The 18,256-nt window shown below is 65.9% G+C and carries 20 protein-coding genes; 11 read left to right on the top strand and 9 right to left on the bottom strand.

The window, feature by feature from the left end; translation table 11 throughout:
- Positions 1-313 precede the first annotated feature (313 nt).
- Positions 314-2,743, bottom strand: a complete 2,430-nt coding sequence (locus N5J73_RS01765; RefSeq protein WP_049397258.1) for a DUF3772 domain-containing protein — start codon at positions 2,741-2,743, stop codon at positions 314-316.
- Positions 2,744-3,116: 373 nt separating this feature from the next.
- Positions 3,117-3,365: a hypothetical protein gene (locus N5J73_RS01760; protein WP_049422925.1), complete on the bottom strand. Its 249-nt coding sequence runs from the start codon at positions 3,363-3,365 to the stop codon at positions 3,117-3,119.
- 182 nt (positions 3,366-3,547) lie between these two features.
- On the opposite strand from N5J73_RS01760, the gene N5J73_RS01755 reads away from it, so the two are divergent.
- The 3 genes from N5J73_RS01755 to N5J73_RS01745 all read left to right on the top strand — a co-directional run bounded on the left by N5J73_RS01755 (position 3,548) and on the right by N5J73_RS01745 (position 5,873).
- On the top strand, positions 3,548-4,042 hold the full coding sequence (locus N5J73_RS01755) for a lipocalin family protein (RefSeq protein WP_049445466.1): 495 nt from the start codon (positions 3,548-3,550) through the stop codon (positions 4,040-4,042).
- Between the two features lie 13 nt (positions 4,043-4,055).
- Positions 4,056-5,264, top strand: a complete 1,209-nt coding sequence (locus tag N5J73_RS01750) for an FAD-dependent oxidoreductase (protein ID WP_049445468.1) — start codon at positions 4,056-4,058, stop codon at positions 5,262-5,264.
- Between the two features lie 126 nt (positions 5,265-5,390).
- The gene (locus N5J73_RS01745; protein ID WP_049445470.1) at positions 5,391-5,873 is read left to right on the top strand and encodes a hypothetical protein; all 483 of its coding nucleotides are present in this window, start codon (positions 5,391-5,393) and stop codon (positions 5,871-5,873) included.
- An 83-nt stretch (positions 5,874-5,956) separates the two neighbouring features.
- Here N5J73_RS01745 and N5J73_RS01740 read toward each other — a convergent pair whose 3' ends face one another.
- The gene (locus N5J73_RS01740) at positions 5,957-6,391 is read right to left on the bottom strand and encodes a PepSY domain-containing protein (protein ID WP_049445472.1); all 435 of its coding nucleotides are present in this window, start codon (positions 6,389-6,391) and stop codon (positions 5,957-5,959) included.
- A gap of 151 nt (positions 6,392-6,542) precedes the next feature.
- Between N5J73_RS01740 and N5J73_RS01735 the strand changes: the two genes are divergently transcribed.
- From N5J73_RS01735 to N5J73_RS01725, 3 genes are read left to right on the top strand one after another with little or no spacing between them, the layout of a single operon-like run.
- A complete protein-coding gene (locus tag N5J73_RS01735) occupies positions 6,543-6,833 on the top strand; it encodes a PepSY domain-containing protein (RefSeq protein ID WP_049445473.1) in 291 nt (96 codons plus the stop codon).
- Complete coding sequence (locus tag N5J73_RS01730; RefSeq protein ID WP_049445475.1) at positions 6,833-7,492, top strand: response regulator transcription factor; 660 nt, start codon at positions 6,833-6,835, stop codon at positions 7,490-7,492. The genes N5J73_RS01735 and N5J73_RS01730 overlap by 1 nt, the downstream gene beginning before the upstream one ends.
- Positions 7,489-8,802, top strand: coding sequence for a HAMP domain-containing sensor histidine kinase (locus tag N5J73_RS01725; RefSeq protein ID WP_164078556.1), 1,314 nt, complete (start codon positions 7,489-7,491; stop codon positions 8,800-8,802). Before N5J73_RS01730 ends, N5J73_RS01725 begins: the two co-directional genes overlap by 4 nt.
- A 355-nt stretch (positions 8,803-9,157) precedes the next feature.
- Here N5J73_RS01725 and N5J73_RS01720 read toward each other — a convergent pair whose 3' ends face one another.
- Both N5J73_RS01720 and speA read right to left on the bottom strand, forming a co-directional pair.
- Positions 9,158-9,478, bottom strand: coding sequence for a DUF6122 family protein (locus N5J73_RS01720; RefSeq protein WP_049445479.1), 321 nt, complete (start codon positions 9,476-9,478; stop codon positions 9,158-9,160).
- 37 nt (positions 9,479-9,515) lie between these two features.
- Entirely contained in the window at positions 9,516-11,405 is a 1,890-nt protein-coding gene (gene speA, locus N5J73_RS01715; RefSeq protein WP_012512349.1) for an arginine decarboxylase, read from the bottom strand.
- Positions 11,406-11,596: 191 nt separating this feature from the next.
- Between speA and speE the strand changes: the two genes are divergently transcribed.
- On the top strand, positions 11,597-12,448 hold the full coding sequence (speE, locus tag N5J73_RS01710; protein WP_049403786.1) for a polyamine aminopropyltransferase: 852 nt from the start codon (positions 11,597-11,599) through the stop codon (positions 12,446-12,448).
- Positions 12,449-12,604: 156 nt separating this feature from the next.
- On the opposite strand, the gene N5J73_RS01705 is transcribed toward speE, so the two are convergent.
- A complete protein-coding gene (locus N5J73_RS01705) occupies positions 12,605-13,510 on the bottom strand; it encodes an aspartyl/asparaginyl beta-hydroxylase domain-containing protein (RefSeq protein ID WP_024957655.1) in 906 nt (301 codons plus the stop codon).
- Between the two features lie 435 nt (positions 13,511-13,945).
- Here N5J73_RS01705 and N5J73_RS01700 point away from each other — a divergent pair, with 435 nt between their 5' ends.
- Positions 13,946-14,605 carry an RIO1 family regulatory kinase/ATPase gene (locus tag N5J73_RS01700; protein WP_049444684.1) on the top strand — a complete coding sequence of 220 codons (660 nt, stop codon included), beginning with the start codon at positions 13,946-13,948 and terminating at the stop codon, positions 14,603-14,605.
- A gap of 142 nt (positions 14,606-14,747) precedes the next feature.
- Here N5J73_RS01700 and N5J73_RS01695 read toward each other — a convergent pair whose 3' ends face one another.
- Positions 14,748-15,086 carry a P-II family nitrogen regulator gene (locus N5J73_RS01695; RefSeq protein WP_005411374.1) on the bottom strand — a complete coding sequence of 113 codons (339 nt, stop codon included), beginning with the start codon at positions 15,084-15,086 and terminating at the stop codon, positions 14,748-14,750.
- A 155-nt stretch (positions 15,087-15,241) separates the two neighbouring features.
- On the opposite strand from N5J73_RS01695, the gene N5J73_RS01690 reads away from it, so the two are divergent.
- Positions 15,242-15,493, top strand: a complete 252-nt coding sequence (locus tag N5J73_RS01690; protein WP_005411375.1) for an accessory factor UbiK family protein — start codon at positions 15,242-15,244, stop codon at positions 15,491-15,493.
- A 127-nt stretch (positions 15,494-15,620) separates the two neighbouring features.
- Entirely contained in the window at positions 15,621-16,055 is a 435-nt protein-coding gene (gene arr, locus N5J73_RS01685) for an NAD(+)--rifampin ADP-ribosyltransferase (protein ID WP_049444682.1), read from the top strand.
- A 151-nt stretch (positions 16,056-16,206) separates the two neighbouring features.
- On the opposite strand, the gene N5J73_RS01680 is transcribed toward arr, so the two are convergent.
- Complete coding sequence (locus N5J73_RS01680) at positions 16,207-16,572, bottom strand: hypothetical protein (RefSeq protein ID WP_049444680.1); 366 nt, start codon at positions 16,570-16,572, stop codon at positions 16,207-16,209.
- A gap of 55 nt (positions 16,573-16,627) precedes the next feature.
- The gene (locus tag N5J73_RS01675) at positions 16,628-17,230 is read right to left on the bottom strand and encodes a DUF998 domain-containing protein (protein ID WP_049444678.1); all 603 of its coding nucleotides are present in this window, start codon (positions 17,228-17,230) and stop codon (positions 16,628-16,630) included.
- Positions 17,231-17,873: 643 nt separating this feature from the next.
- Here N5J73_RS01675 and N5J73_RS01670 point away from each other — a divergent pair.
- On the top strand, positions 17,874-18,230 hold the full coding sequence (locus N5J73_RS01670; RefSeq protein WP_021201939.1) for a hypothetical protein: 357 nt from the start codon (positions 17,874-17,876) through the stop codon (positions 18,228-18,230).
- Positions 18,231-18,256 lie beyond the last annotated feature (26 nt).

Genomic DNA, 18,256 nt, shown 5'->3' with positions numbered 1-18,256 from the left:
TGGCGGGGCGGTGTCGACCTTGGTCGACACAATCTGTCAGATATCGAAAATCAAGATGGGGTCAGATCCGTTTTCCTCCGGAAAACGGATCTGACCCCAAAAGCAATTCCAACAGATCGCGGAAATCTGTCGAAGGCGGGGCGGTGCCGGAGTGTGGGGTGTCAGCCGCATGGATGTGGCTGCCAAGCCTACAGGGACGTACTTGCGGCGTCCCCGCACTCCGGCACCGCCCCGTCCAACCACGGAATGCACGCTGTTGCTCTTGCGGTTGACGTTGCTTCGGCGGGTGCAGGGCGCAGCCCTGCAAAAACCCCTACTCCTGCGGATCGCGGGTGATGTGGATATCGGTCGGGGTCGACAGCGGAATGTTCCGCTCCGCCAGTATCTGCAGCAGGCTGAAGTACAGATCGCTGCGGGTGGCGTAGACCTGCCGCGGGCTGGCCACGTACGCGAAGCTGTTGATGGTGATCTGGCCACCGGCAATGCTGTCGATGTAGACCGTCGGTGCCGGCTGCTTCAGCACGTTGGTATGCGCGGTGTACGCATCCAGCAACGCCTGCCGCAGGTTGCCGACATCGGTGCTGGGCGGCACCGCGAACTGGATCTGGATGCGGCCCTGGTTGTTGCCCATCGTCATGTTGCGCACGGTCTTGGTGACCAGCTCGGAGTTGGGCACGATCAGCGTCGACTTGTCGCCCACCTGGATCTCGGTCGAACGCAGGCTGATGCGGCGGATGTCGCCCTCCTGGTCACCCAGTTTCACCCAGTCGCCGATCTTCACCGGGCGCTCGGCCAGCAGGATCAGGCCGGAGACGAAGTTCTGGGTGATCACCTGCAGGCCGAAACCGATACCCACTGACAGCGCACTGACCAGCAACGCCAGCTTGCTCAGCTGCAGGCCCATCGCGCTCAGCGCCCAGATCACCGCGATGATGATGCCCACGTAACGGGCAACCGTACTGACCGAATTGCGTGCGCCCAGATCCAGTTCGGTCTTGGGCAGGTAGGTGTCGGTCAGCCAGCGCTGCACCAGCTGGGTGATCGCCAGGCCGGCCAGCAGCGCCAGTACCGCCAACACGATCCCCGCCGGTGCCAGCTTGGTGCCACCGATATCGAATCCGGTCGTGAACAGTGAAGTGAAGCGCTCCACCACCGCGCCGATGTTGCCGAACGGTGCCACCAGGGCCAGCAGCGCGATCAGTACGACGATGGTACGCAACGCCGCCGACAGCAGCACGCCGGCCTGCTCCAGCCGCGATACGCTCAGGCCGGTGCTGAGCAGGATGGTCTGGCCAACCTTGCTGTCGGCGTTGAGCATCCAGGTGCTCAGGTCATCGACGAACTTGAACAGCAGGGTCGCGGCCAGCACTACGATGCTGCCGCCGATCAGCTGCTGGTTCACGAACTTGGCGAAGTTCAGGTAGCCCAGCAATGTGGCGATGATGGCCGCCACCACCGCGATGTTGCCCGCTACCCGGGCCAGTACCAGCCAGCTGCTGCGACGCACCGGCGTGGCCGCGCCCACGCCATCGGCCTGTGCCTCCAGCTTGGCCTCGGCCTCGGCGGTCTGCCGGCGATGCAGGCGTGCCAGGGTCACCAGCATGGCCATGATCAGGCCGAGATAGGTCAGCGCAATCAGGCCGTCCAGCGCCACCGTGGTGACGTCGCTGGTACGCGTGGCCTGATCGAGGGCGACCAGCACCGTGCTCAGCCAGGCCAGCGCCGCCGCGCCCCACGCGTACTTGCGCAGCTTGAGTGCGGCGGTGTCATCCAGATTCAGCAACCGCCACGACGGACGCTTGGGTACCAGCATGCACGCGCTGAGCGCGGCAATGAAGGCGGCGCGGAAGGTGGCCGTCTCCAGGCCGTCGGCCACCACCTGCAGGCGCGGCGCGATCGCATCGATCGCATCGAGCGCTGCCATCAGCACCACCACGGCATAGCCGGGCAGCAGCGTACCGACCAGCAACAACCACATGGCCAGGCCGGAGCGGCGCAGGCGACCATCCGGCGCACGCTCGGACGCCGCAAAGCGCCGCCCCAGCCTGCGCAGCCACAGCCGCAGCGGGAACATCATCACCAGCGCGGCCAGCAGGCCCAGCAACGGCGTGCCCCAGCCATTGGCCCGGACACCAGCAACAAACGTATCGCGCCCCTGCTCGGCCAACGGCGCAACGCGTGCGATATCGATCGGCAGGCGCTCGGCCACCTTGCTCCACAGCGCCGGAGACAACGGCGAGGCGACCTTCTTCCCCATGTCTTCGGCGCGTTGCGCAGTGCGCTGCTGGTCGATGTCGGCTGCCAGCTGCTGGGCACGCACGGCACTGGCCTTGGCCTGCGCTACCGACGCGGCCAGGCCGTCGCGCTGTTTGGTGATGGTGCGTCGTTGCGCGGCCAGTTCCGGCGGTTCGGTGGTGCCTTCCGCAGGCGTGCCCAGCTGCGCCAGCTGTTCGCTGATCCGATCCAGCTGCGGCTGCAACGCCTTCTCCAGCGCTTCGGCATCGCGCCGGGCCTGCGAGGCATTCTCGGATAGCATCGCCAGTGTCTCGATGGCCTCTGCATCGCCCCGCTTGCGCTCGACCTCCTTCAGCCTGGAATCGATGTCCGCCAGTTGCTGCTTCGGCGTGGGGTCCTCATCCTGGGCCAGCACCGGTGCGGACAGCAGGAAGGCAGTGCACAGCAGCAGGGCCAGCCAAGGCCCCCGTGCACGGATCGATCGCAGGAAAGAAGACACGCCAGCCACACCGTTTCGCGCGGACCACCGCGCCTGCGCGCGACTATACGGCACAGGCGGTAAAGGCTGGATGGTGGCTCAGAGGACCACACCCACCGCGATGGGAGCTTCGACGGGGTAATGGCGGCGGGGTGATGCCGCTGGGTGGTCACGACTCGGCGATGACGGCCTGGCGATTGCGGCGGGGTGATCGTTGCCGGGCGAATCGACGGGGTAGAGTCGACTGTTAGTCGACTATCGCGCGCAGCGCGGGCTTTGCACGGCGTCCAGCGAAGAGCAGTCGACCAACAGTCGACTCTACCCCGTCGGTTTGCTCCGTCGATTCGCCCGGTCAATTCACCCAGCCCGCGTTTACGCGCGCCCGCACGCCACGCCGGCGAAATCAGTACTTCAGGCGCAGCTCTTCCACGGCCGGCTGCTGCAGCGCGTACCAGTCCTGGAACTCTTCCTCGGTGATCTCATCGGGCGCGTACACCGCCACCGGGTGCCAGTCGTGGTCGGTCGGCAACGGCTGGCGCGGGCCGGCACGCAGGCTGTAGGCCACGCCTTCATAGTCGACCAGGTCATCGACCTGCGGCCACTGTTCGCGTGCGAACGCGGATTCACTCTTCAACAGGATCACCTGGTACATCGGCACCTCCACCTCGGTTGGATCAGGAAAACACGGCGCTGGCTGCAGGATACCGCCACGCCGGTGACAACGGGCGCTCCGCCGGGGCGACGGAACGTTCTGGACACGGCCATCGCCCCGGCTTCACCCGCCCATGGCAAGGCCATCGGCATCGTGGAGGCCCACCCCTGCCACGATCACCGATGACCGACCATCCGCCGCTGAAAACCGTCGCTGACCTCAAGCTGCCCCGCTACCTGGGCACCTGGTACGAGATCGCACGCCTGCCGATGCGCCATGAACCGGAAGGCTGCACCGACGTGTCAGCGCACTACAGCCTGCTCGACAACGGCAACGTCGGCGTCACCAACCGCTGCCGTATGGGCGGCGAGGTCGAGGAAGCCACCGGCGAGGCCTGCGCCGTCGACAACGACAGCGCGCGCCTGGAGGTGAGTTTCCTGCCCAAGGGCCTGCGCTGGTTGCCGTTCGCCAAGGGCGACTATTGGGTGATCCAGGTCGCGCCGGACTACAGCGTGTCGCTGGTCGGCAGCCCGGACCGCAAGTACCTGTGGCTGCTGGCCCGCGAACCGCAGCTGGACGCCACCGTGCAGGACCATTATCTGGCCACCGCCCGCCTGCAGGGCTTCGATCTGTCCGAACTGATCCAGACCCCGCACACCGGCCGCCCCACCGCCTGAGCAACGCACGACCATGGACCTGAAGAGTGGCTACCCGTGGTGGGCGGTACGCAATGGATTGATCCACGCCTTCCCACCGTTGGAAAAGGACCTGCGCTGCGACGTGCTGGTGGTCGGCGGCGGCATCACCGGTGCGCTGATCGCCGACGAACTGTCCCACCATGGCCACGACGTCGCCCTGATCGAGCAACGCGACATCGGCTGGGGCAGCACGGCTGCCAGCACGGCGCTGCTGCAGTACGAAATCGATACCCATCTGCTGGAACTGGCCCAGCGCTACGGCCAGGACGCCGCCGCGCTTGCCTACCGGGCGTGTGCCGAGGCCATCCCGGCCCTGGGAGAGGTCGCGCGCGGGTTGAAGGACGTGGATTTCCAGCGCATGGACAGCCTGTACCTGGCCAGCCGCCATCGCGACGTGCCCCGTCTGATGGCCGAGGGTGAGGCCCGGCGCAGCATCGGCCTGGACGCACGTTGGCTCGGCCCGGAGGCACTGCAGGAGCGCTTCGACGTGGACGCCGGTGGTGCCCTGCTCACGCGCCAGGCGGCGCGGGTCGATCCGTATCGGCTGACCTATGCGCTGCTGCAGCGCCTGCGTCGGCGCGGCGGGCACGTGCATGACCGCACGGTGCTGCACAGCCTCGACGCCACTGCGCGTGGGGTGACCGCCCGTACCGAAGACGGTGCCACCATCCGCGCCCGCCACGTGGTGCTGGCCATGGGCTATGCCAACCAACGCTGGCTCGATCAGCGGGTTGCGCGCAACCGCAGCAGCTACGCGTTCATTACCGATCCCATCGAGGCAGACGTGCTGGGCCGCCTGCAGCGCACGATGGTGTGGGAAAGCGCACGCCCGTACCTGTACCTGCGCGCCACCGGCGAGCGCCGCCTGCTGGTGGGCGGGCTGGACGACGCCGTCGACATCCCCGCCCGCCGCGACCGGCGCGTTCAGGGCAAGGCCGACAAGCTGATGAAACAGCTGCGGCACTGGTTCCCGCGCCTTGATCCGATACCCGCCTTCTCCTGGGCCGGTACCTTCGCCGAAACGGCGGACGGCCTGCCGTTCTTCGGCCCGCACGATCAGTGGGGGCCGCGGGTGCACTTCGCCATGGCCTACGGCGGCAACGGCATCACCTATTCGATGATCGGCGCGAAGCTGCTGCGGGCCGGGATCGAGCGGCGGGCGCATCCGCTGGCGGGGCTGTTCGGGTTCGGGCGGTTGTAGCCTGCAGTCAGGCATGGCCTGGCTCTACCGCGTGCGGGCGCCGACAGGCATCATTCAAGCAGCCCCTGCTAGCGTCGGCCTGTACCGCCGCGTGTTGCGTGGCCACCTGTCCGCTGGAGCGCTGTCATGATCCGCCCCCTGACCCTGCTGCTGTGCCTGGCCCTGCCGGGAACCGTGCTGGCCCAGTCCGCTGCCGGCGCGACCGCGCCACAGGCGACCGGCCTGGATCTGTCGCTGCCGCAGGCACCCATGCGCTATCTGAATGACCCGACCCTGCAGCAGGACCCGCCGGGAACGTACTACGGCGACAAGAGCGGCCCGCGCGTGCACGACGACGCCAAGATCGCCGACGTGACCGACGACAAGGTCAAAGTGTCCGGCAGCTTCACCACCGGCATCGGCTATTCCAAGAACGGTGGCAACAGCCACTACAACGCCGCCACGCTGAACCTGAGCAAGAACTACACCACCGATGAAGGCAAGACCCACGGGGTCAACGTCAACATCCACGTGAGCGAAGGCAAGGGACCGGGCTTCTTCGGTCCGTATGGCGGCTATTACGGCCGCGGCCCGGGCTATTGGGACTACCCGCCGCCGTACGGCTGGTAAGCCAGCTCCTGTAGAGCCGAGCCCATGCTCGGCTACGGTTGGCCGCAAAGCCGAGCATGGGCTCGGCTCTACATGGGCAAACGTCAATCCAGCCAGCCATCGCGCTCGCTGTGCAGGATGCGGCCGTCATAACCGCTCAGGCGCACGTCCACCTTCTGGTTGCGAGCATTGCGGGCTTCCAGCGACCACGTCGCACCATCGCGTTCCAGCGAATGGATCTCGCGCAGGCCATGCGCCTGTGCCCGCGCCAGCACCTGCTCGGTGGTCAACAGCGCGCGGCTGCTGTGCTCGTCGAAGATCTCGCCGGTCTTCGGGTCCACGTAAACCTCGCTGAAGCGGCCATCGGCGCGGCTCACGTCGGCCTCCCACAGGCCATCATCGCGTTCGATTTCGTGGATCTGGGTGTAGCCAGCCTTGCGCAGGGTCTGTTCAACCTGGGCCATGCCCAGCGGGGCCGCCTGGGCGGTCGGTGCGATGACCAGCAGGGCAACAGTGGCGAGGGTGAGCGACTTCAACATGGGGGGTTCTCCGTTCGTGTTCGTGGCCGGACCATCCCGGCAACGCCACAATGCACCCCGTGGTTAACAGCGCCTTAGCCGCCACTGTTAGCCAGCTGTTAGTCACCCCCGCCACACTCACGCCTGTTCCTACAGCCCGCCCTGTGCACCGATGCTCTCCACCCTGCCCCTGCTGCTGGCCCTGGCCAGCGCCCCGACTGCCGCCGCGTCCGCACAGGACCCGGCGCAGCAGGTCGCGCGCCGCGCGGTACAGCAGGGCCGCTACGTGCCATTGGAAAGCGTGGTGCGCGATGCGCTCAAGCGCTACCCCGGCCAGCTGCTGGAGGTAGAGCTGGACGACGGCGTCTACGAAGTGGAGATCCTGCGCGGCGACGGCGTGGTGGTGGAGCTGGACTATGATGCGCGCAGCGGAAAGCTGCTGAAGACGGAGCTGGACGACTGATGCGCATCCTGTTGGCCGAAGACGATGCCGCGCTGGCTCAGCGCCTGCTGCCCCTGCTGGAACAGGCCGGCTACGTGGTGCACGCGGTTGCCGACGGGCGCGAGGCCGAGGAAATCGGCCAGATCGAGGACCTGCAGGCGGCCATCGTCGACCTGGGCCTGCCCGGGCTGGACGGATTGAGCGTGATCGAGCGCTGGCGCGGCAACGGCCGCAGCTTTCCTGTGCTGGTGCTGACCGCGCGCGGGCGCTGGCACGACAAGCTGGCTGGCTTCGATGCCGGCGCCGACGACTACCTGACCAAACCGTTCCAGGCCGACGAGCTGGTGCTGCGCCTGCGCGCCCTGATCCGCCGCAGTCATGGCCATGCCAGCCCGCGCCTGCACTGCGGGCCGCTGCAGCTGGACGTCAACGCCGGCCGCTTCGAACTGGACGGCCAAGCGCTGTCGCTCAGTCCGCAGGAGTTCCGCCTGCTCAGCTACTTCATCCATCACAGCGGCCAGGTCATCGGTCGCGATCGCCTGGGCGAACAGGTGTTCGAGGGCGGCCACGACCCAGATTCCAACGCGCTGGACGTGCTGCTCGGGCGCGTGCGCCGCAAGCTCGGCACCGATCTGATACAAACCGTGCGCGGCCAAGGCTGGCGGTTGGCCGCGCCATGAACAGGCAACGCTCGCTGCGGCGGCGACTGCTGCTGGCCGGCGGCGTCGGCCTGCTGCTGGTCTCGCTGCTGGCCAGCGCGCTGCTGGGCGAACTGTTCAAGCGCAGCGCGCGTGACCGCCTCGACCACGAACTGCAGCAGGACATGCTGACCCTGCTGGCGCAGGCCGAAGTGGATGCGGACGGACAGCTGCGCCTGCGCCAGGAACCGAATGACGCGCGCTTCCAGCGTGTATTCTCCGGCGCCTACTGGCAGATCGCCGGTGCCGATGGCCGCGTGCTGCTGCAGTCGCGCTCGCTGTGGGATGAAACCCTGCCGGCTACCGGGCCGGCCACGCGCAATCTGCCCGGACCGATGCAGCAATCCCTGCGCGCACGCGTGCAGCAGGTGCGCCTGCCACGTGCCAGTGAACCATTCGTGGCGGTGGTTGCCACCGACCGCAGTGCGCTGGATGCGGATGTGGCCGCGTTCCGAAAGCGCACCGCCATTGCCCTGGGCGTGCTGGTCGCGGCGTGGCTGGCGGTACTGGCCAGCCAGGTGCACTTCGGATTGCGTCCGCTGCATCGCCTCGGTGCACAGCTGGAACGGGTGCGCCGCGGCGACGCGCAGCGCATCGAGACGCAGGAACTGGGCGCGGAAGTCGCACCGCTGGGTGAAGAACTCAATGCGCTGCTGGACCACCAGCAACGCATGGTCGCTCGCGCTCGGACCAGCGCACAGGATCTGGCGCATGCGCTGAAGACCCCACTGAGCGTATTGGCCACCGAGGCTGACAGCGACGGCACGCATTGGCGTACCACCGTGCGCGAGCAGAGTGCGCGCATGCAGACCAGTATCGACCGTTACCTGGCTGCAGGACTGACTGCCGATCATCGCCAGCGCACCGACGTGGTGGCCGTCGCACAGGCAATGTGCCGGCTGATGGCACGCGTGCATGGCGAACGTGGCATCGCGTTCACGGCGGCAGGCATCGATCCAGCGTTGCAGTTCGCCGGTGCCAGTGCGGATCTGGAAGAGATGCTGGGCAACCTGCTGGACAACGCCGGGCACTGGGCGCAACAGCAGGTCACTGTCGAAGCGGAAACCAGCGAAGGGCAGCTACGCGTCGAAGTGCGCGACGACGGCCCCGGCCTGGCTGCAGACGCCTTGGAACGGGTCACACAGCGTGGCGTGCGTCTGGATGAGCGCGAGGGCAGCAGTGGGCTGGGCTTGGCGATCGTGGGCGATATCGCCGCCAGTTATGGCGGACGCGTGACGCTGGAGAATGCGCAGCCGGGCCTGCGCGCAACGCTGTGGTTGCCGATGGCGTGAAGCGGCCAACCTGACGGTGGGTAGTGCCGGCCGCTGGCCGGCAACCACGTGGTCACCGGGAACGCCCTGCAGAAGCCGGCCAGCGGCCGGCTCTACCAAGCGCCAATCCGACCGGTCGCCGTGCACCCGGTAGCTGTCGACCTTGGTCGACACGCATCAAAAGCGCCGACCAAGGTCGGCATCCACCAAAGCAGTCCGTCAGTTCCGCAGGCCATCATGCACCCGGTAGGTGTCGACCTTGGTCGACACGCATCAAAAGCGCCGACCAAGGTCGGCATCTACCAAAGCGGTCCGTCCGTTCCACAGGCCATCGTGCACCCGGTAGGTGTCGACCTTGGTCGACACGCACCCAGCATCAACGGTGATGCATCCACCAGCAATCAATCGCGTCCAGCACGATGTGGATGATCAAACCGATGCCTACCAACCGCGTCTTCTTCGGCACGCACAGCCCGGCATAGACCGCGATGGCCGGTGCGGTGTGCAGCGGGTGGAGCCCGATGCTGCAGCGGTTCGGTGCGTAGATCGGATCGGCCAGCAGGTGGTCCAGATCGATGATCCAGCCCAGCAGCATCAGCAGCCACGCCGAGGCAAAGCGCTTGCGCCAGAACAGCCATGCCAGCAGGGCTGGCACGGCGGCATGCAGGAACAGGTGGAAGATCGCGCGGGCGCTCATCGGCAACGGCGGCGCCGGGCAAGCCCGGCGCCGTCCATCAGACCAGCGGTTCGTCGGACAGGTAGGTATAACCGGTCAGGCCGGCTTCCAGCGCCTCCGACAACTCCTGCGCGCGTTCCGGCGACAACTGGGCCTCGGCCACGCGCTGGGCATAGGTCGCGCGCAGTTCGTCCAGGCGGTAACCCACGTAGTCCAGCATCACGTCGGTGGTATCGCCGCGACGCTGCTGGGTAATGGCATAGCCATCGGCATCGGCCAGCACTTCCACCGCGTCGGTATCGCCGAACAGGTTGTGGATGTCGCCCAGGATTTCCTGGTAGGCGCCGACCATGAAGAAGCCGATGCGGTAGCTCTCGCCCGGCTTCATCTTGTGCAGCGGCAACGAGCTGTCCAGGCTCTCGTTCTCGACATAGGTTTCCACCATGCCGTCCGAGTCGCACGTCATGTCGGCGATGATGCCGCGACGGTCCGGGGTTTCGTCCAGGCGCTCGATCGGCACGATCGGGAACACCTGGTCGATTGCCCACACGTCGGGGATCGATTCGAACACGCTGAAGTTGACGAAGTACTTGTCGACCAGGCGCTCGTTCAGTTCGTCCAGCACCGGGCGGTGGCTCTTCTCGTCATAGCTCAGGCGTGCACGCACGCCGTGGGCGATGGCGTAGAACAGATCGTCGATGCGCGCACGCTGCGGCAGATCGATCTGGCCCAGCGCGTAGCTGGCCAGGCCTTCAGCGTGGAAATGCTGCGCTTCCTGGAACAGTTCCACCGCCGGGCGCACGTCCAGCTCGTCGTGGATCTCACGCAGGTGGCGGATCGCTGCCGGCTCGTCGTCGTGCTGGTCCGGCACGCGGCCTTCCTGCGCTTCTTCCACTTCCGACACGTTGGCGATCAGCACCGCGTGGTGCGCCGTCATCGCGCGGCCGCACTCGGTCACGATGCGCGGCGGGGTCAGGCCGAACTCTTCGCAGGCATTGGCCAGCGGCTGCACGATGTTGCTGGCGTAGGAATGCAGGCCGTAGTTGATCGAGCAGAAGCTGCGCGAACGGGTGCCTTCATAGTCCACGCCCAGGCCACCGCCCACATCGACGTGGGTGATCTTCGCGCCCAGGCGCGACAGCTCCACGAAGTAGCGGGTGGCTTCGCGCATGCCGTTGGCGATGTCGCGCACGTTGGAGATCTGCGAACCCATGTGGAAGTGCAGCAGGTTCAGGCAGTCGGCGTACTCGGTGTCACGCAGCGACTTCCACAGGTCCAGCAGCTGGCGCGGCGACAGGCCGAACTTGGCCTTGTCGCCACCGCTATTCTGCCACTTGCCGGCGCCCAGCGAGGCCAGGCGCATGCGCACGCCCAGGCCCGGCTTCACGTCCAGCGCCTTGGACTCTTCCAGCACCAGCTTCAGCTCGGACGGCTTCTCGATGACGATGAAGGTCTGCAGGCCCAGCTTGCGGCCGATCAGGGCCAGGCGGATGTACTCGCGGTCCTTGTAACCGTTGCAGACGATCAGGCCACCCGGGCGCGACAGCGCCAGCACGGCCATCAGCTCGGGCTTGCTGCCCGCTTCAAGGCCGAAGCCTTCGCCGTGGTGGCTGGCCAGGGTGCCGGCCACGCCGCGGGTCTGATTGACCTTGATCGGGTACACGGCGGTGTAGCCGCCGCTGTACTCCCAGTCCTGCTGGGCCTGGCCGAAGGCTGCCTGCAGCTTGCCCAGGCGCTGGCCGAGGATGTCCGGGAAGCGCACCAGCAGCGGCAGCTTGGCACCGGCCGCGCGCGCCGCATCGACCACCTTGGGCAGCGACACCACCGGGCCGTCCGCCCCGGTCGGTCTCACCACCATGTGCCCGGCCTGATCCACGTCGAAGTAACCGTCCGCCCAATGCGGGATCGAGTAGGTCTTGCGGGCTTGGTCGAGGGACCAATCGGTCATTTCAGTCGGCCTTGTTGGCAATAAAAGGGGGGGCATGATAACGCCTATATGCCCACAGGTTCGTTATCATGCGCGCCCGCGCCCGTGACAGGTCCCAACCTGAACGGGCCGATCCGTCCGGATGTGGCATCTGTGCCACGCGGCCCCGCCCGCCAGCCCGGCTCCACCTCTCCGAACAGGACTGTTTTCCAATGACTGACAGCAACAACTGGTACATCGAACACTTCGAGCGCACCGGCTCGGCCATCGGCTACCGCATCACCGGCAAGCTGGACGAGGTGCAGTCGCCGTTCCAGAAGATCGAGATCTTCCAGACCACCGACTGGGGCAACCTGATGACCATCGACGGGGCCATCATGCTGACCAGCAAGGACAACTTCTTCTACCACGAGATGATCAGCCACCCGGTGCTGTTCACCCACGCCGCACCCAAGCGCGTAGTGATCATCGGTGGCGGCGACTGCGGCACCCTGCGCGAAGTGCTCAAGCACAAGGGCGTGGAGAGCGTGACCCAGTGCGATATCGACGAGCAGGTCACCGTGATGGCGCGCAAGCACTTCCCGGAACTGTGCGACTCCAACGACGACGCCCGCGCCGAGCTGCTGTTCGACGACGGCGTGGCCTACATGGCCAACTGCCCGGCTGGCAGCGTGGACGTGGTGATCGTGGATTCGACCGACCCGGTCGGCCCGGGCGAAGGCCTGTTCAACAAAGCCTTCTACGAGAGCTGCTTCAAGGCCCTGAAGGACGACGGCATCCTGGTGCAGCAGTCCGAGTCGCCGCTGATGCAGCTGGACCTGATCAACGAAATGCGCACCGAGATGGGCAAGGCCGGCTTCGGCTCGTTCAAGACCCTGCCGTTCCCGCAGCCGTGCTACCCCACCGGCTGGTGGAGCGTGACCATGGCGCGCAAGGGCGACAGCAGCTTCGACTTCCGCCAGGCCGACTCGGCCGCCAAGACCTTCAACACCCTGTACTACACCGCCGCGCTGCACACCGGCGTGCTGGTGACCCCGCCGTTCGTGCAGGCGGCATTGAAGTAAGGCGTGCCGACCAACGGTCGGCACCCACCAATGCAAAAGCAAAAACCCGCGCTGGCGACAGCGCGGGTTTTCTGCTTTCTGTAGAGCCGAGCCATGCTCGGCTGCTCTTCGGACAGGTTGCGATAAATCAAGCCGAGCATGGGCTCGGCTCTACAGTTACAGCGCCCAGATGCCGGCGATCACCGCCACCACCAGGCCCCACTTGATCAGCTGGTAGGCCACCACGCTGCGCTCGCGCAGCGCCTTGGCCTTCAGGCGCACCTTGTAGACGCTGCCGAACGCCTTGTTGACGCCACCGGTCGGGTCACCCGGCAGGTTCGGCGAGGCACCACCGGCCAACAGCGTAGCCGCCACCGCACGGTTGAACAGCCCCGGCAGGCCGAAGCGCAGCGGGCGGGCGATGTCGCAGAACAGGATCACGCGGTCATCGGGCGTCTCGTTGTGCGCGTGGTGGATGTAGGTCTCGTCGAACATCATCCACTCGCCATCGCGCCAGCTCTTCTTGATGCCGTCCACTTCGATGTAGCAGCCGTCGTTGTTCGGCGTGGCCAGGCCCAGGTGCAGGCGCAGCGAACCGGCGAACGGATCGCGGTGCGGACGCAGTTCGCTGCCCGACGGCAGCTGCGCGAACATCGCCGCACGCACGTCCGGCAGCGACTCCAGCAACGCCGTGGTCTTGGGGCACATCGCCTTGGCCGACGGGTGCGACGGGCCGTACCACTTCAGGTAGAAGCGCTTCCAGCCACGGCGGAAGAACGAATTGAAGCCAGCATCATTGAACGTGCTGGAGGCAGCGATCTTCTGTGCATCGCGCAGCGCCAGCGCCTCGTCGCGGATCATCTGCCAGTTCTGGCGCAGCGGCTCCAGCTGCGGGAACTCCTTGGCCGGGTCCAGGAACGGCGTGGTCGGCACCTTCGAGAACATGTACATGACCACGTTGATGGGGGCCATGAAACTGGAGTGGTCCAGCAGCTGGCGCGACCAGCGCGCGCGGACCTTGCCACGGAAGTGGATGTACAGCACGCAGGCGACGAACAGCGCTGCAATGACGATTTTGATGATCAAAGCACTTTCCTCCAGCCGCGGCCGGAACGGGAAACGGGGCGATGCACGGCCTGGCGGCCAGCACCGGTTGGGAACGCGGCAGGGGACGGGGACGTGCCGGAGGGGGCGGCCGCCGATGTCGCGGGTTAACAGCTTATGGTCGGCAGGGCGTGCGCCGGGGTCAAGCCGGACGTGCGTCGTGTTCAGCGGAACGCGAATGAATGGGCGGGATGAAGCCACAACTGCTTGATTCGCAAGCCCCCTTCCCACAAGTGAGACATAATTGTCCGATTCAGCGTGACGAACTGTTCCAGCCACGGCCCCGACATTTCTCCGACAAATCGTGGAATAGCGAACTGGCGAGTACTAAAATTAACGAAAGCTTAGTAACTCCCTGTAATACCGGTTCGCTTGACGCTTTGCGCCACCCACCGGGTCGTCCGAGACCCCGACATGTATCTCCCTGCACCTCCCCCCTCCTCCTGTGGCGATGACACCGCCGCCCCGCTGCTGCTCAAGCGCGGCGAACGCTTCCTGGCCCCCGACGTCTATCGCACCTGCCTGGACGGGCGCGAGGCGGTCATCAAGGACTATTCCCGCTACCGCGGCACTCCCGTTTCGCTGATCGCGCGGCTGATGGTTCGCCGTGAAGCACGCATGCTGCAACGCCTCGGCGGCTGGAAGCATGCCCCCGCGCTGCTCGGCACCCTCGGCGGCCTCGCACTTGGCATGGAATTCATTCCTGGCCAGACCCTGAGCACCGCGCAGACGGTCGGCAACGACGTGTTCGAGCAGCTGCAGCACGCGCTCAGCCGCCTGCACGCCGCCGGCATCACCCACAACGACCTGCATGGCACCAACGTGGTGGTCAGTGGCGGCGTGCCGGTGCTGCTGGACTTCACCTCCGCCTGGCGCGTACCCCGCTGGCTGCGCCGCGGCCCGCTGAGCCGGCAGATGCGCCGCAGCGACATGAAGAACCTGTTGAAGATCCGCCAGCGCGTGACCGGCCAGGCGCCGAGTGCCGCGCAGGCTGCGCTGGTGGCCGACCCTGGTTGGGTCGCCGCCGTGCGACAGGGCTGGAAGCGGTTCTACAAGTGGGCCAAGCGCCGGTAGTGCTTTGCTTTGGTAGGGGTCGAGCTTGCTCGACCGCTTTACCGCTCTTTGGTAGAGCCGAGCCCACGCTCGGCTGCTGTTCCTGCATCGCGCGAAATGCAGCCGAGCATCGGCTCGGCTCTACAACATCCCGCCGAACGGGTTACAGCGCGTCCGCGTCCAGTTCACCGGTACGAATACGCACCACGCTGCCCAGGTCGTACACGAACACCTTGCCGTCACCAATCTTCCCGGTGCCGGCGGCCTTCACGATGGCCTCAACCACGGCCTCCACCTGGTCATCGGTTACCGCCACTTCCAGCTTCACCTTCGGCAGGAAATCGACCACATACTCCGCGCCGCGGTACAGCTCGGTATGACCCTTCTGGCGACCAAAGCCCTTCACTTCCGTCACCGTGATCCCAGTGACCCCACGCTCGGCCAGCGCTTCGCGCACGTCATCGAGCTTGAACGGCTTGATCACCGCCATGACCATCTTCATCGTCTATCTCCTGTCTTCCGGCGTGGAGGATAGCGCCTGAACGCGGCCCGTGCGAAGCCGCTGCGGCCTGTCCGGGCAGTGGGTGCCGGCAGTATCCTTGTGCCCGAATGGCCTGCCCGCGCCGGATGCACGGGCCCACCCCCACGGAGCACCCCATGATCGACCTGAACCAAATCGATGACCTCGCCCGTCGCCTCAGCGACCTGGTGCCGCCGGGCCTGCGCGAATCGCGCGAGGAACTGCAGGCCACCTTCAAGAGCGCGCTGCAGGCCGGCCTGGCCAAGCTCGACCTGGTCACCCGCGAAGAGTTCGAAGTACAGCGCGCCGTGCTGCTGAAGACCCGCGAAAAGCTGGACGCACTGGAAACCGCCGTGCGCGAGCTGGAAGGGCGCGGCGCCGCAGAATGAAAAAAAGGAGGCGCACCGCGCCTCCCGTTTACAGATTATTTCCCGGATGGGGCCTTGCAGCAAGGCCCACCGGGCGCCCTAGACTCGCCGGCCTGTCGATCCGGCAGGACACGCAGGGGCAGTGCCTATGGCGCAGGACACCGAATGGACACCCGTTTCGCATGACACCTGCGACCAGGTCGCCGGGCCGTTCTTTCACGGCACCCGCGCTGATCTGGCGGTGGGCGAGTTGCTGAGTGCGGGCTTCCGCTCCAACTATCGCGACAGCGTGGTGATGAACCACATCTACTTCACCACCATTGCCAAGGGCGCCGGGCTGGCTGCGGAGATGGCCCGGGGTGAAGGGCGGCCGCGCGTGTATGTGGTGGAGCCGACCGGGCCGTTTGAGGACGACCCGAACGTGACCAACAAGAAGTTTCCCGGGAACCCGACGCGCTCGTATCGGAGTGCGCAGCCGTTGCGGGTGGTTGGAGAGATTGTGGAGTGGGAGCTGTACGACGCGGAGTTCGTTCGGCAGTTGAGAGCGTTTGTTGCTTCGGGGAGTGGGGAGATCATTAATTGAGGGAAGGAGAGACACGTGCTTTGGCCGACGGAGGATCAACGCAGCAGGCCGTCGAACGATGTCCGCTCCCGGCCAAGAGCGGTCTCTCGCAGTGCCTCGAACAGACCCAACCACGAATTTGCCTGGCCTGGAACGAAGTATCGGGCCGGCACTACTTGAACATCTCCAACAGATCCTTGTCTTCATGCCGCTGCTCCCACGTGGAGAGAAAACAGAAGCTCACACCACTTCGCATGGCAGCCTTCTGGAACCCGGCCAGTTCTTCCTTCGTGACCGGGTACTCAACCGGATCAAAGTGCAGAATCCCCCACGGCTTGACGAGAGAGAACCCAGGCAGGAGTTCCGAGAAGATCGCCTTGAGCAGGGGCCGGATACTCGAAAAGTCCTTGATCGGGCCCGCGCGATTGCCAAGGGCATGACACTGACGACGGATGGTCCTGTCTCCACCCACCACGCGCGCAATGAAGTGGTCCTGGTGCACTCGAACGTAGATCAGCTGACGGCGAAAAATCCTCATCCCCTTCTCAGCCCCACACACTCAATGGTCGTCCATGTGCCTGCACGCCCGCCCATCAATACGTCGGCTCCGCCTTCAGCACGCTTGAACCCCTTCGCAGCAGATACAGCGCAACCAGGAATGGCCACAGCGAGTTGATCGACGAGAACAGGCGCTGTGTCAGCCCCCTGAACCCATCCGGATCCGCTCCCACCACGTTCAACCAGAGATAGGCGATGCTCGCGATGCTCACCACAGCGGTCACGGCGTATGCCCTTCGGTTGGCAGACCACGCGCTCAGTTCGATGTGCGACATCGCCGGTGCAATGACGTTTGCGATACCGATGGTGTAGAAGCCGTGCATCGGATGGCCCATGGGCCAGAGCCCGTTGGTCAGCATGGAGATGCCAAAGATCATCCAGCAGATCGCGCCGACGGCAATCCGGCGGCCGGATTCCCGCCATACCCCGATGGCAAACGCCACGAAGCCCACGCCGCAGCCGATGGGGGCAATCCTGGCGCAGATGCTTGCAAGCGTCGGCGCCTGCAGCAGTTCGCTGGCGTGCTGTGCAAGCGGGTTGTAGCCCGGCGCGAACAGGGCGGCAACGCTGGTCCAGAACAGAAACCACGGAAGCGGGACCAGACCCGCAGACAGAAGAAGTCGATTGCGGCGTAACACGTACAGTGATCCTTGTTTTGGCCTGCGCCAGTGGGTGGAATCCATTCGAACGCTGCAGAACCTTGCTGCTGCGAGCAGGACGGCCTTGATTGACTACAGCGGTAGTCAGGTTGCGCGCGGCACTCGGTAGGTTCAATAGGCAGGAAGTCATTTAAACCATCCAGCCGGTGTCGCAGCGGTTCGGTTGCATGAGCGATCACACATGCCCAATGGGCGAGTGCTGTCGCATTTGCCGCGCTTGGCATCTCTGGCCGAAGGTTCTGACGACTCCGTTCCAGAAGTGCCGTTCCGCCTAGCACGCCAAGGCTCTCGCCGCTTCCGGTGCTATGCGACAATGCCAAAAGCGTCTCGGGTTTTGGCGGCATTGACCCTACCCGTTGGCATTCCGAACAACAGCAGGTAATCGTTACTGCGCCACCGTGCATCGGTGGTCGGGACTCGAAAGCCCGTTTTGTTGGGAAGTAGTTTGCGCTTGCCAGCCGGCACCACCGCGCGTGGTGCCGGCTGGCAATCCGTCTGCCGGCTATGGCGGGCGGGGCGTGGGGGTCTTGTACCCGCCGGTTCCCAACATCCGGTTTTCGAGCCACGCTCTGCCCGCCACCTTTATCGGTGGCGGCGTCCGCCTGCATGCACGGAGCCCGCCATGACCACACCGCACTCCCCGCCCCCGCGCCCGATCCAGGAAGCGCCGTCACCCGCGCCCGCGCTGGACCCCAACAGCCTCATCGCCATCCTGCACGCCATCGGTGCGGGCGCTGCGGCCGACGGCCAGCCCTGGCCCGAGCGGCACCACCTGCGCAGCCGGCAGATGGCGTTGTCCGACGCCGACTGCGCACTCACCGGCCAACGCATCGTGCAGGAGATCCTGCTGGCGGCCGAGCGCACGCGCCAGAACGGCGAGCCGGAGCAGTACGTCGGCGACCGGGTGATGGAGGGGCTGGTGATGGCCGATCTGGCGCTGACCGCCTTTATCCACGAGCGGATGCGACCCAAGGACTGAGCGCGCTTACGGCGCGGAGTTTTCTG

The organism is Stenotrophomonas sp. GD03654, assembly GCF_029845105.1.
GTDB lineage: Bacteria > Pseudomonadota > Gammaproteobacteria > Xanthomonadales > Xanthomonadaceae > Stenotrophomonas > Stenotrophomonas africana.
Note: the sequence above shows the minus strand (reverse complement) of the source record. Positions and strands in the feature narration are given on the sequence as shown.